The sequence below is a fragment of the Streptomyces sp. NK15101 genome (assembly GCF_020400725.1).
Classification (GTDB): Bacteria; Actinomycetota; Actinomycetes; order Streptomycetales; family Streptomycetaceae; genus Streptomyces.
On record NZ_JAINVG010000007.1, the window covers coordinates 16262 to 29240 of the forward strand.

Sequence of the window (12979 nt, forward strand, 5' to 3'; positions counted from 1 at the left end):
GGACGTGCACATCCTAGAGCGCTGTAAGGGGTGCCCCACGCCCACAAATTGCGTGCGTCAAGCACATATCAGGCCAGGATCCGCCGGTAATTCAGACGCAGCAGTCGGGCTCCAGGCCGCTCGGCAGCCGCTCGCCGCCGAAGACGGCGACGGTCGCCTCCTCGCCGCCGAGGGCCGCGACCGCGAGGAGGAGCGAGCCCGCGGTCCAGGCGGTCTGCTCCTCGGGCCACACGGCCTTGTCGCTCTCCGTGGCGCCCTCGAAGACGTACCCCGTCCAGTACATGCCGTTCCCGGCGCGCAGGTGCTGGATGTCCTTGAGGACCGTGAGGGCCCGGTCGGACTCCCCCATCGCCCAGAGGGCGAGGGCGAGTTCGCAGCTCTCGCCCCCGGTGACCCAGGGGTTGGGGACCACGCAGCGCACGCCGAGGCCGGGGACGACGAACCGGTCCCAGTCGGCCTCGATCCGGGCCTGCGCCTCGGCTCCGGTGACCGCGCCGCCGAGGACCGGGTAGTACCAGTCCATCGAGTAGCGGGACTTGTCGAGGAAGCGCTCGGGGTGCCGGCGGATCGCATGGCGGAGGGCCCCGGCGGCCAGCTCCCAGTCGGGCTGCGGCTCCTCGCGGACCTCTGCGATGGCGAGGGCGCAGCGCAGCGCCTGGTGGATGGAGGAGCTGCCGGTGAGCAGCGCGTCGTCCACCGGTGTGCCGTCGGGCTCGCGCTTCCAGCCGATCTGGCCGCCGGGCTGCTGCAGCCCGAGGACGAACTCGACGGCCGCGTAGACGGCGGGCCACATCCGGTCGAGGAAGGCGTCGTCGCCGGTGGAGAGGTAGTGGTGCCAGACGCCGACCGCGATGTACGCGACGAAGTTGGACTCGCGGCTCCGGTCGGTGACCTGCTCCGGGTCGCCGTCGTGGTAGGCCGCGCACCAGGAGCCGTCGGCGTTCTGGTGGCGGGCGAGCCACTCGTAGGCGCGGGCCGCGGCGGCGTGCTCGCCGGCCGTGTCGAGGGCCATGGCGGCCTCGGTGTGGTCCCACGGGTCCAGGTGGTGGCCGCGGAACCAGGGGATGGCGCCGTCCTCGCGCTGCACGGCGAGTATCCCCGCCACGGTCTCGGCGGCCTGCTCGGCGGTGAGCACCCCGGGCAGGACGAGGTGCTCCGCGATCCGCTCGGGAGACGTCACTTGGCCGCGTCCGCGGTGTCGGCGGAGTCCGCGGTGCCGGCGGGGTCCACGGCGGCCTTCGGAAGGTGGGGCTTGGTCGCGTACGCCACGAAGCTCTTGCCGACGACCGGGTTGAGCAGCTGCTCGGCGACCCGGGTCAGGGCGGGCTTCTTCATGATGTCCCAGACCAGGAGCTTGTGGTACGCGCGGACCGGCAGCGCCTTGTCGTTGTCGACGCCGAAGGCGCACTTCAGCCACCAGTACGGCGAGTGCAGCGCGTGCGCGTGGTGGGTGCCGTACGGCCTGAGGCCGGCCTGCCGGATCTTGCCGAGCAGTTCGTCGGCCTTGTAGATGCGGATGTGGCCGCCCTCGACCTCGTGGTACGCGTCGGAGAGTGCCCAGCAGACCTTCTCGGGGCCGTACCGGGGCACGGTGATCGCGATCCGGCCGCCCGGCTTGAGGACGCGGACCATCTCGGCGAGCACGCCCTTGTCGTCGGGGATGTGCTCCATGACCTCGGAGATGATGACGACGTCGAAGGACTCGTCGGGGAACGGCAGGTTGAGGGCGTCGCCCTCCATCGCGGTGGCGGTCGCGCCGGCGGGGGCCTCGCCGGCCTCCTTCATGGCGGCGAACCACTTGGCGACCTCGCGGATCTCCTCGCCGTTCTGGTCGAGGGCCACGACCTGGGCGCCGCGCCGGTAGCACTCGAAGGCGTGCCGGCCCGCACCGCAGCCCAGGTCGAGCACACGGTCGCCGGGGGCGAGCGGGAAGCGGGTGAAGTCGACGGTCAGCACGAGGACGGCCTGCTTTCGGGGTTGGAGAGACGTTGTGGGCAGGCGTTCCGCAGGGCGGAACGGGTGGGCACGACCCGCCCACCGGGCCGCACCCGGCGGACGGGGCGAGTCCTCACCGGCGGACTCCGGCTCCCTGACGGGCCACCGCTTCGCGGTACAGCTCGGCGGTGCCCTGGGCCGCACGAGCCCACGTGAACCGGGACAGCACCCGCTCGCGCCCGGCCGCACCGAGCCGCGCCCGCAGCTCGGGATCGCCCAGCACCCGCCCGAGCGCGGCGGAAAGCGCCCCCGCGTCACCGGGCGGCACGGCCAGGCAGGTCTCGCCGTCGGGTCCGGCGACCTCCGGGATGGCGCCGCCCGTGGTGGCCACCAGCGGAGTCCCCGTCGCCATCCCCTCCGCGGCCGGCAGCGAGAAGCCCTCGTACAGCGAGGGCACGCAGGCGACCTGCGCGGACCGGTAGAGGTCGACGAGCTCGGCGTCGCTGACGCCCTTGACGAACTCGACGGCGCCGTCGAGCCCGTACCGCTCGATGGCCTGCGCGACCGGGCCGTCCTCCGCGCGCTTGCCGACGACGACCAGGTGCGCGTCGGGGTTCTCGGTGCGGAGCTTGGCGAGCGCCTCGATCAGGTGGACGAGGCCCTTGAGGGGGACGTCGGCGCTGGAGGTGGTGACGATCCGGCCGGGGACCTCGGCGACGGACGGGTCCGGGGACCAGAGGTCGGTGTCGGCGCCGATGTGGACGACCTTGATGCGGTCCTCGCGGACGCCGAGGTGGTCGACGATCTCCTGGCGGGAGGTGCCGGAGACGGTGAGCACGGACGGCAGCCGGCGGGCGACCTTCTTCTGCATGTTGGTGAAGGCGTACCAGCGGCGGACGGAGGCGCGGCGCTTCCAGTCGGCGGCGGCGTCGAGTTCGAGCTGCCGGTCGACGGTGATCGGGTGGTGGATCGTCGTGACGAGGGGCGCGCCGATGGCGCGCGGGCCGCCGAGGAGTCCGTACCCGAGGGTCTGGTTGTCGTGGACGACGTCGAAGTCGCCGCGGCGGGCGGCGAGCAGGCGCCGGGCCCGCAGGGAGAAGGTGAGCGGCTCGGGGAAGCCGCCGGTCCACATGGTGGCGACCTCGAGGGCGTCGATCCAGTCCCTGTACTCCCCGCGCTTCGGGGTCCGGAAGGGGTCCGGCGAGCGGTACAGGTCGAGGCTGGAGATCTCGGTGAGCGGCACGCCCTCGTCGAGCGTCGGGTACGGCTGGGAGCCGATGACCTCGACGGTGTGCCCGAGGCGGGCGAGCTCGCGGGAGAGGTGCCGGACGTAGACGCCCTGGCCCCCGCAGAACGGGTTGCCCTTGTACGTGAGGAGAGCGATCCGCAACGGACTGTCACCGGCCGCGGCGGCGCCCTGCCGGGGGCTTGCCTCTATGGCCTCAGCGGTCATGCGCGACCCCCTTCGAGCGTGGTTTCGCCGGAGCGTAACCGCTCGCGCTAATCTAGAACAAGTTACAGACTTGATCGTTCTTGATCCTTCAAGGAGCACAGAATCTACCGGCAGGTAGCTCCGTCGTGAGAGCCGGAACGGGTGATTCGCGCCACGGCGGACGTGCCGCCATACTGTCGCTCCCCACCGCACGGAAGCCGCACGGAACGGGACCCCATGACCGCAGACAACAGGGCGGACCACAGACCCGCGTCGCCGCCCCTCACGGAGCGCCAGGAGGCGCGGCGCCGCCGCATCCTGAACGCCAGCGCCCAGCTCGCCGCCAGGGGCGGCTTCGACGCCGTGCAGATGCGGGAGGTCGCCGAGGCGGCGGGGGTCGCCCTCGGCACGCTCTACCGCTACTTCCCCTCCAAGATCCACCTGCTCGTGGCGACCATGCAGGACCAGCTCCAGCACATGCACACCACGCTGCGGAAGCGGCCGCCCGCCGGCGCGGACCCGGCGGAGCGGGTCGCCGAGACCCTGATGCGCGCCTTCCGGGCGCTCCAGCGGGAGCCGCAGCTGGCCGACGCCATGGTGCGGGCGCTGACCTTCGCGGACCGCAGCGTGAGCCCCGAGGTCGACACGGTCTCCCGGCTGACGACCGCGATCATCCTGGACGCGATGGGGGCGGAGCACCCGACCCCGAGCCAGCTCTCGGCGGTCCGGGTGATCGAGCACACCTGGCACTCGGCGCTGATCACCTGGCTGTCCGGACGTGCCTCGATCGCACAGGTGAAGATCGACATCGAGACGGTCTGCCGGCTGATCGACCTGACCGCACCGGAGCCCTCGGCCTGAGCGGTGCCGCCGCGCCCCGGTGCGGGGGCGCGGCGGCACCGGTGCCTCAGGGCTTCTTGTGCTTGGCGTTCTCCGCCTCCATGAGCGCCTCGCACTCCGGGGAGGCGTCGGTGGCGACGAACATGACGAGCTTCAGCGGGCCCGTCGCGTGGTTGCTGGCCTGGAGCTGCCAGGTGCTCTTGGTCAGGGACTTGATGACCGAGCCCTGCAGCTCGGAGCTGCGCGCCTCGGTCCAGCCGCCGCCGGTCAGGGTGGCGATCGTGTCCGCGTAGGACTTCTTCGGGTCGGCGGCCTTCTCGCCGTCGGCCGTCCAGGAGACCATGCAGTCCTTCAGCTCCGCGGGCACGGCCTCGCCGGAGGAGTCCTGCGTGAAGCCGGCCCCGGTCGCCGCGTCCGTCAACTCCTTGGTGACCGCGGCCGCGTCGAGCTTCTCGCCGCTCGAACCCGAACCGCCCGAGCCGCCCGTAGAGGCCGAACCGGCCGAGGCCGAACCGCCCTTGTCCGCACCGCCCTCGCTACCACAGCCCGCGACGAGCAGCACCACACCGGCGGCCGCGGCCACCCACATCCCCTTGCGCACAACACTCCCGATCCCACGCGCACGAAGGCCCGTCGCCCCCGTGACCAAGGGTCACAGTTTTGCACGTGGGAACGACAGCGCCGTCGATCCGGATCACTCCTCCGGCGGGAACACCGGTTCCCCTCCGTCCGCCAGGGTGATCAGGATCGCCTCCACCGGGCAGCCCTCCGCCGCCGCGAGGAGGCGTTCGCCCGCGTCCGCCTCCGGTTCCACCGGATGGGACTGGCGGGCCGTGTCGAGGCGGAAGCCGGCCGGGGCGTGGTTGACGCACATGCCGGAGCCGATGCAGACGCTCCGGTCGACCTCGACGTGCCAGCGGTCGCCCATCACGCGTCCCCGTATCCGGCCGGCAGGTGGATCATCTTGTGCTCCAGGTACTCGCCGAAGCCCTCGGGGCCGAACTCCCGCCCCAGGCCCGAGCTCTTGTATCCGCCGAAGGGGCCGAGCATGTCGAGGCTGAAGGTGTTGACGTTGAAGGTGCCGGTGCGCACGGCCCGGGCGAAGTCGATGCCGTGCTCCACGTCCCCGGTCCAGACGCTGCCGCTGAGCCCGAAGTCGGAGTCGTTCGCGATCCGCAGGGCCTCGGCCTCGTCCCCGTACGGCAGGAGGCAGACCACCGGGCCGAAGATCTCCTCGCGGGCGATCCGCATGGAGTTGTCGACGTCGCCGAAGAGGGTCGGCTCGACGTACCAGCCGCGGTCGAGGCCGTCCGGGCGGCCGCCGCCGGCGAGCAGCTTCGCGCCCTCCGCCTGGCCGATCCCGATGTAGTCGAGGGAGCGCCGCTGCTGGCGCCGGGCGACGAGCGGGCCGACCTGGGTGGCCGGGTCGAGCGGATCGCCGACGACGAGCGCGCCGGCCGCCGCCGCGAAGGCCTCGGCGATCTCCTCGTACCGCGAGCGGGGGGCGAGGATGCGGGTCTGGGCCACGCACGCCTGCCCGTTGTTCATCCAGGCGGCCGGGACGATCCCGGCGACGGCGGTCTCCAGGTCGGCGTCCGGCAGGATCACGGCGGCCGACTTGCCGCCCAGTTCGAGGGTGACGCGGGTGAGGTTGCGGGAGGCGACCTCCATGACCCGCTTGCCGGCGGCGACCGAGCCGGTGAAGGAGACCTTGTCGACGCCGGGGTGGCCGACCAGGTACTCGCTGACCTCCCGGTCGGCGGGCAGGATCGACAGGACCCCCTCGGGGAGGCCGGCCTCGGCCGCGATCTCGCCGAGGATGTACGAGTCGAGGGGCGCCTCCGGCGAGGGCTTGAGGACCACCGTGCAGCCGGCGAGCAGCGCGGGGCCCAGTTTGGCGGCCGCGGTGAACTGCGGCACGTTCCACGGAACGACGGCCGCGACGACGCCGACCGGCTCGCGCCGCACGAGCAGCGGTCCGAGGGCGCCGCCGCGCCGCTCCTCGTACGGGAAGTCCCGGGCGACGGTGATCGCCGCGTCCCAGACCATCATCGCGCCGAGCGCCTGGGCGAGGACGGACCAGGAGTACGGGGAGCCGTTCTGCGCGCTGATGGAGCGGCCGATCTCCTCGTACCGGACGGCGATGGCGTCCTTGATGCGGGTGACGACGGCGATCCGTTCCTCGAGCGTCGTGCGGGGCCAGGGCCCTTCGTCGAAGGCCCGGCGGGCGGCGGCGACGGCCCGGTCGACGTCGGCCTCGGAGGCGTGCGGGACGCGGCCGATGACCTGCTCGGTGTGCGGGGAGATCACCTCGATGACCCCGTCGCCGAGCGGGTCGGCCAACTCCCCGCCGATGAACAGCTTTCCGTGCTCCACAAGCTCGGTCATGACCGCCGCCTTCCGGGGAGGGATGTCGTCGACGAATCCCTGGGGACGCATCCTCTGACAGTGCATCAGAACTGATACCAGTTCTAGTTTCACTTGGCCAGACATGCGACCGAAACGGCCCCCACCAGCAGATTCCCCATCGCCGGGGCCGCCACCAGGCCTCCCCTGGGGCTCGACATCGACCGAAGTCCTGGACTTCGCGGCAGGCCACGCGCGATCATGATCATCTTCGTGCCATTGGAGGGGTGGTACGAAGTCGCCGAAAAGATCAAGAACCTTACGACTCAGGAGACTTCACCCATGAGAAAGACTCTCGCCCTTGCCACCGCCGCCCTCGGTCTGATCGGAGCGTTCGCCACCGCGCCCGGCGCGGCCGCCTCGGTGGACCCGAGCGCCACGTCGTCGGCCACATCGGGCGACCCCGCCATGACGGCCCGGGACGCATCGACCCTGCACAACCTCTCGGAGTCCCCGGACGCGACCGACGCCTCGTCCGAAAGCACCGTCACCATCGGGTACAAGGAATTCCGCAACTACCTGTACGGCACCTGCATGGACGACAGCGCCAACTACGGGCTGCGGATGCACCAGTGCAGCGACGCCAGCTACAACAACGGCTACCAGATGTGGAAGGGGACCAAGTCCGACACCGGGTACTACAAGTTCCAGAACGTGGCCACCGGTGAGTGCCTGGACGGCAGCGCCAACTACGGCGTGCGCACGCACGCGTGCAGCGACGCCAGCTACAACAACGGCTACCAGAAGTGGGTGGCCGGGTACGGCACCCAGGGCTGGTACACCTGGAAGAACATAGCCACCGGCCAGTGCCTGGACTACAGCTCCGCCAACGGCCTGCGCCTTCACACGTGCAGCGAGGCGAGCTACGTCAACGGCTACCAGGCATGGAACCGCTGAACCGCCGGAACGGATCCGCGCCTCGGAGCGGTGAGCGACCCGCCCCCTGAGCAGGGGGGCCGCCCGCAGGATTCCCGGCACCGCCAGGCCGCCTCCGCCACCCGCGGAGGCGGCCCGCCCCCGGCCCGCATCACCGGTGACGGTCGGCCACGGGGTTCAGGAGCGGGCACTCGGCCCGCCCCGGACCCCGGCCGCCCGGTCGCACGAAGGGAGTCGGCCGCGGCCGGCCACAACGATGCGAGCGCGACACGCCCACCGGCACGACCATCCACATCTCAGAGCATTCTGACAGGCCATCAGTTCTCGCTATGATGAGCGTGGACGATGAGCGCGGAAGTGACGTCGGCGAGATGAGGAAACCTCATGACCCAGGTGACCGAGCACGGCGGAGGCGTCTGGTCCCTGCGGGTGCCCATCCCGGACAATCCGCTGGGCCACACCCTCGTCCACGTCCTCGACACCGACCGCGGCCCGGTCCTCGTCGACACGGGCTGGGACGACCCGGCCTCCTGGACCGAACTCACCGACGGACTCACCGCCCTGGGACTGTCCGTACGGGAGGTCCACGGGGTCGTCATCACCCACCACCACCCCGACCACCACGGACTCTCCGGCCGGGTCCGCGAGGAGTCCGGGGCCTGGATCGCCATGCACGCCGCCGACACGGCCGTCGTCCGCCGCACCCGTGAGTCCGAGCCCGGCACCTGGTTCGACTACCTCGCCCGCAAGCTCGCCGCCGTCGGCGCCCCCGACGAGCACATCGCCCCGCTGCGGGCCGCCCGCGCCTCCGGCCGGACGCGGACCCTGCCCGGCCTCCGCTCGGCCCTCCCCGACCGCGAGATCGTCCCCGGCGAGCTCCTCGACCTGGCCGGACGGCGGCTGCGCGCGATCTGGACGCCCGGCCACACCCCCGGGCACGTCTGTCTGCACCTGGAGGAGGAGCACCCCTCCCGGCTGCCCGGCCACGGCCGGCTCTTCTCCGGCGACCACCTGCTGCCCGGGATCTCCCCGCACATCGGCCTCTACGAGGACCCCGACGACCTCACCGAGACCGATCCCCTCGGCGACTACCTCGACTCCCTCGAACGGATCGGCCGGCTCGGCGTCGCCGAGGTCCTCCCCGCCCACCAGCACGCCTTCGCCGACGCCGCCGGCCGGGTCCGCGAACTCCTCGACCACCACGAGGAACGCCTCACCGGCCTCCTCGCCCTCCTCGCGACCCCGCTCACGCCCTGGCAGCTCGCCGAGCGCATGGAGTGGAACCGCCCCTGGGAGCAGATCCCCCACGGCTCCCGCAACATCGCCGTCAGCGAGGCCGAGGCCCATCTCCGCCGCCTGGTGAAGCTCGGGCGCGCGGAGCCGGTGGCGGGCACGGAGCCCGTCGCGTACGTCGCCGTGTGAGGACCCGGCCTCAGGCCCTGAAGAGGCGGATGAGGGACATGATCAGGACCAGCGGGGAGATGCCGCCGCCGAGCAGCATCACCGGAACGGCCACCCACCACAGCCAGTGATCCCCGCCGTGTTCGTAGGAGTCGTAGCCGTTCTCGACGAACAGGAACCAGAGGAGGTGCAGGGTCAGTGCGGCGATCAGGGCCATCCAGTAGACGGCGACCCCGGCCGACCACAGTCGGACCCGGCCGGGCCGGACCGTGAGCAGCCTCCGCCGGTAGCCCTGGAGGCCGGCCATCGCGGCGAACAGGAGCAGCGTCACGGGAACGCGCCACCAGGCGTCCATCGCCCACTGGTAGGGGCCTTGCGCCTGGTCGGAGAGCGAGGGGTACTCCGTCGCCCGGCTCAGGAGATCGACCCCGCCGACGAGGAAGACCACCATCGGCACCAGGTAGAACAGGCCGAGGAGCGGCCTCCCCAGACCCGCGGTCAGCGTCCGCACGGCGCGCTCCCGCGCGGACGGCACCCCCGTCGAGGCGGCCCGGGCCCGTGGCACGGCGGCCGGCCCCCGGACGGGCGCGCGGGCGGGCGCGGGGGTGGGTACGGGGGTGGACACGGGGTTCGGCGCGGGGGTGGGCAGGAGGGCGGTCGGGGGCGGCGGGGGCGGCTGCGGGAGGACGGCGGTGACGGCGGTGGGCGCACTCGTACCGGTACCGGCACCGGCTCTCGCAGGAGCGGATCCCGGCTCCGACGCCGAGCTCCGTTCCGGTTCCGGCTCGGACTCCGGTCCTCGCCCCGGCTCCGGATCCGCTCCTCGCCCAGGCTCCGGCTCGGACTCCGCCTCCGCGTTGAGCAGCTCCTCCGCCTTCTGCGCGATCGCCGCGACCACCGGGGCCGGCAGCCAGCTCCCCGACTCCTCCCGGTGGGCGTCCGCGGTCGCGGCGAGCTCGGCCACCGGCGGGCGGTCGTCCGGCCGCTTGGCCAGGCAGCGCCGTACGAGCTCCGCGAACGGCCCCTCGACCCCGGCGAGGTCGGGCTCGTGGTGGACGAGCCGGTAGAGCAGCTCCGCCACCGAGCCGCCGCCGAAGGGCCCGCGCCCGGTCGCCGCGAACGCCAGCACCGCGCCGAGCGAGAAGAGGTCAGCGGCGGGGCCGACCGTCCGCCCCTCCGCCTGCTCCGGCGACATGAAACCGGGCGAGCCGACGACCAGGCCCGTCCCCGTCAGGACCGTCTCGTCGGCGGAGCGCGCGATGCCGAAGTCGATGAGCAGGGGGCCGGACGGCGAGAGCAGCACGTTGGACGGTTTGACGTCCCGGTGCACGAGCCCCGCCCGGTGCACGCCGTCGAGGGCGTGCGCGAGGCCGGAGAGCAGCCGCCACAGGGCCGGTTCGGGGAGCGGGCCGTGTGCGAGGACCGCCTCGGAGAGCGCGGGGCCCGGCACGTACGCGGTGGCCAGCCAGGGCACCTCCGCGTCCGGGTCGGCGTCGAGGACCGGGACCGTGCCGGCTCCGCGTAACGACTGGGCGGCCCGCACCTCGCGGGCGAAGCGCGTCCGGAAGCCCGGGTCCCCGGCGAGGGCGCCGTGCACCACCTTGAGCGCGACCGTCCGGCCGCCCCGCGAGCGGCCCAGGTAGACGCGGCCCATGCCGCCCTCGCCCAACCGGTAGAGGACCCGGTACGAACCGACCCTCCGCGGGTCGCTCTCGGTCAACGCCCGCATTCCGCACCCCCGTGAAAACGCCGTCGTCCTGCTCCCGCCGGCCACGCGCGCGTGGCCGGCGGCGTCAGCATGGCACAGCGACCGGCCCCTCGGCAGCGTGCTCGCGAAGCCCGCCCGGGGCCCTTCCGGGGCCCTTCCGCACGCCGGTCCGTGAGGCGCCTCCCGCCCGGGGAGGCGTTCCTACGGGTCGGTAGAGTGGGCCCGTCGTCATCATGCCCGTACGGGGGGAAGCCGGTGGAAATCCGGCACCGGCCCTTCCCCAGGCGGTGAGCCGCTCAGGGAGAGCGGCGAGCCGGAATGCCCCGCCCGGGACGTGACCGCCGGCACCGTCGAGGAATACGGAGCCGGAGCCTGGTGCCCCCGAGGCGTGCCGGTGCCCGGCCCCAGGAGAGGGCCCCATGAACACCGTCCGCCGCGGCGCCGCCGCGCTCGCCGCCGCAGCCGTGCTCGGCACCGGAGCAGCCGGAGCGGCCTCCGCCGCGCCCTCGCCGTCGCCCTCCGCGGGCACGCTCCCGTCCGGCCTGTACGGCACGAAGGACCCGACGTACGACGGTGTCTGGCGGCAGTCGCTCGCCTTCCTCGCCCAGCGCGGCACCGGCTACCAGCCCGCCGACCCGGCCGTGGACTGGCTGCTGGGCCAGCAGTGCGCCGACGGCTCGTTCGCCTCGTACCGCGCGGACGTGTCGAAGCCCTGCGACGCGAAGACGATGCGGGACACCAACGCCACCGCCGTCGCCGTCCAGGCGCTCCGCGCCGTGCGCCGCCAGGCCGCCGCCCCGGAGGCGATCGACAAGGCCGTCAAGGCCGGCTCCGACTGGCTGCGGAGCGTGCAGAACAAGGACGGCGGCTGGGGCTACGGCGCCGGCGGCGCGAGCGACGCCAACTCCACCTCGGTCGTCGTCGGCGCGCTCGCCGCGATCGGCGTGCGGCCCGGTTCGTTCACCTCCGCCGAGGGCCGCACCCCCTACGACGCGCTCCTCGCCTTCGCCCTGCCCTGCTCGGACGAGGACGGCGCCGGGGCCTTCGCGTACCAGCCGGACAAGACCGGCAAGCTCCTCGCCAACGCCGACGCCACCGCGGCCGCCACCCTCGCCGGGCTCGGCAAGAGCGTCGTGGCCACCAAGGCCTCCCCCGAGCAGCCGCCGACCTGCACCGACCTGTCGAAGCCGACCGTCGAGCGGGCCGCGCTGAACGGCGCCTCCTACCTGTCGAAGGCCCTCGCGAAGACCGGGCACCTCACCCTGCCGCCGATGCCGGGCGCCACCGACACCGCCGAGCAGCCCGACATCGGCAACACCGCCGACGCCGTCGTCGCACTCGCCGCCGCCGGCGCCGCCAAGGAGGCCGAACCGGCCCTGACGTGGCTGGAGAAGAACTCCGCGGCCTGGGCGAAGGAGGGCGGGCCGGCGGCCTACGCGCAGCTGATCCTGGCGGCCCGCGCCACGGACACCGACCCGCGCGAGTTCGGCACGGCGGACCTGGTCGAGCAGCTCAACGCCACCGGCCCCGCGCCCAAGACGCCGGACACCTCCGCCTCCTCCACCAGCGACGACGAGGCCGGCTTCGACGTCTGGTGGATCATCGGCATCGGCACGCTCGTCGGCGTCGGCGTCGGCTTCCTCGTGAGCGGCCGCAAGAAGTGACCGCCGGGACGAAGGTCGCGGGCGCCGCGGCCGGGGCGCTCCTCACCCTGACCGCGGTCGCGGCGGCCCCGGCGCAGGCGGCCGGCTACCGCTACTGGTCGTTCTGGGAGAGCGACGGCGGGAAGCCGTGGACGTACGCCACGCAGGGCCCGGCGACCGCCCGGCCCTCCGACGGCGACGCCCTCGGCTTCCGCTTCGCGATCAGCAACGGCACGGACGACACCTCCCTGCCCTCCGCCGCCCCCGACTTCCCGGGGATATGCGGGGGCGTGGAGAAGAAGGACGGCACCAAGCGGATCGCCGTCGTCATCGACTTCGGCGGCCCCCTGGACGCGCCGCCCGGGGAGACCCCGCCGAAGAAGCCGATCGAGGTCGGCTGTGCGGAGGTCGGCGAGGACGCGACGGGCGCGGAGGCGCTGGCCGCGGTGGCGAAGCCGCTGCGGTACGACGGCTCGGCCATGCTGTGCGGGATCGCGGGCTACCCGGCGCACGGCTGCGGCGAGCAGGTCGCGGAGAGGACCACGGCGTCCGCGACGTCCACCGCTCCGGCGGCTTCGGCGGGATCGGGCGGCGGCCCGTCCTTCGGCGTGCTGGCCGGCGGGGCGGCCGTCCTGGCCCTCGGCGGGGCGGCGATCTGGAAGGCCCGCCGGCGCGCATGAGTGCGGCCCGTAACGTCCCCCGCGTCCCCCGGGGGTCCACGGCCTCCGTGCGCAGGGC

General features: G+C 73.2%; 12 protein-coding genes. 5 read left to right on the top strand and 7 right to left on the bottom strand.

Annotation, left to right across the window (positions count from 1 at the left end):
* Window positions 1-91: 91 nt before the first annotated feature.
* The 3 genes from K7G60_RS05495 to K7G60_RS05505 all read right to left on the bottom strand — a co-directional run bounded on the left by K7G60_RS05495 (window position 92) and on the right by K7G60_RS05505 (window position 3388).
* On the bottom strand, window positions 92-1180 hold the full coding sequence (locus tag K7G60_RS05495) for a prenyltransferase (protein WP_225799646.1): 1089 nt from the start codon (window positions 1178-1180) through the stop codon (window positions 92-94).
* Window positions 1177-1956, bottom strand: a complete 780-nt coding sequence (locus K7G60_RS05500; RefSeq protein ID WP_225799647.1) for a class I SAM-dependent methyltransferase — start codon at window positions 1954-1956, stop codon at window positions 1177-1179. Before K7G60_RS05500 ends, K7G60_RS05495 begins: the two co-directional genes overlap by 4 nt.
* 112 nt (window positions 1957-2068) lie before the next feature.
* The gene (locus K7G60_RS05505; protein ID WP_225799648.1) at window positions 2069-3388 is read right to left on the bottom strand and encodes a glycosyltransferase family 4 protein; all 1320 of its coding nucleotides are present in this window, start codon (window positions 3386-3388) and stop codon (window positions 2069-2071) included.
* Window positions 3389-3604: 216 nt separating this feature from the next.
* Here K7G60_RS05505 and K7G60_RS05510 point away from each other — a divergent pair, with 216 nt between their 5' ends.
* Window positions 3605-4228: a TetR family transcriptional regulator gene (locus K7G60_RS05510; RefSeq protein WP_225799649.1), complete on the top strand. Its 624-nt coding sequence runs from the start codon at window positions 3605-3607 to the stop codon at window positions 4226-4228.
* Between the two features lie 46 nt (window positions 4229-4274).
* Here the strand turns inward: K7G60_RS05510 and K7G60_RS05515 are convergent, their stop codons facing one another.
* The 3 genes from K7G60_RS05515 to K7G60_RS05525 all read right to left on the bottom strand — a co-directional run bounded on the left by K7G60_RS05515 (window position 4275) and on the right by K7G60_RS05525 (window position 6595).
* The gene (locus K7G60_RS05515) at window positions 4275-4796 is read right to left on the bottom strand and encodes a hypothetical protein (RefSeq protein WP_225799787.1); all 522 of its coding nucleotides are present in this window, start codon (window positions 4794-4796) and stop codon (window positions 4275-4277) included.
* A 105-nt stretch (window positions 4797-4901) separates the two neighbouring features.
* Window positions 4902-5135, bottom strand: a complete 234-nt coding sequence (locus K7G60_RS05520) for a ferredoxin (protein ID WP_093876340.1) — start codon at window positions 5133-5135, stop codon at window positions 4902-4904.
* Complete coding sequence (locus K7G60_RS05525; RefSeq protein ID WP_225799650.1) at window positions 5135-6595, bottom strand: aldehyde dehydrogenase; 1461 nt, start codon at window positions 6593-6595, stop codon at window positions 5135-5137. Before K7G60_RS05525 ends, K7G60_RS05520 begins: the two co-directional genes overlap by 1 nt.
* A 300-nt stretch (window positions 6596-6895) precedes the next feature.
* On the opposite strand from K7G60_RS05525, the gene K7G60_RS05530 reads away from it, so the two are divergent.
* Both K7G60_RS05530 and K7G60_RS05535 read left to right on the top strand, forming a co-directional pair.
* Complete coding sequence (locus tag K7G60_RS05530; RefSeq protein WP_225799651.1) at window positions 6896-7510, top strand: RICIN domain-containing protein; 615 nt, start codon at window positions 6896-6898, stop codon at window positions 7508-7510.
* Between the two features lie 363 nt (window positions 7511-7873).
* The gene (locus K7G60_RS05535; protein WP_225799652.1) at window positions 7874-8911 is read left to right on the top strand and encodes an MBL fold metallo-hydrolase; all 1038 of its coding nucleotides are present in this window, start codon (window positions 7874-7876) and stop codon (window positions 8909-8911) included.
* 10 nt (window positions 8912-8921) lie between these two features.
* Here K7G60_RS05535 and K7G60_RS05540 read toward each other — a convergent pair whose 3' ends face one another.
* Entirely contained in the window at window positions 8922-10610 is a 1689-nt protein-coding gene (locus K7G60_RS05540; RefSeq protein WP_374115589.1) for a protein kinase, read from the bottom strand.
* A 407-nt stretch (window positions 10611-11017) separates the two neighbouring features.
* Here K7G60_RS05540 and K7G60_RS05545 point away from each other — a divergent pair, with 407 nt between their 5' ends.
* Both K7G60_RS05545 and K7G60_RS05550 read left to right on the top strand, forming a co-directional pair.
* Window positions 11018-12262 (top strand): prenyltransferase/squalene oxidase repeat-containing protein, encoded by a 1245-nt coding sequence (locus K7G60_RS05545; RefSeq protein ID WP_225799654.1) that lies wholly within the window; start codon window positions 11018-11020, stop codon window positions 12260-12262.
* Window positions 12259-12921 carry an SCO2322 family protein gene (locus K7G60_RS05550; protein ID WP_225799655.1) on the top strand — a complete coding sequence of 221 codons (663 nt, stop codon included), beginning with the start codon at window positions 12259-12261 and terminating at the stop codon, window positions 12919-12921. The genes K7G60_RS05545 and K7G60_RS05550 overlap by 4 nt, the downstream gene beginning before the upstream one ends.
* The last annotated feature ends 58 nt before the right edge of the window (window positions 12922-12979 follow it).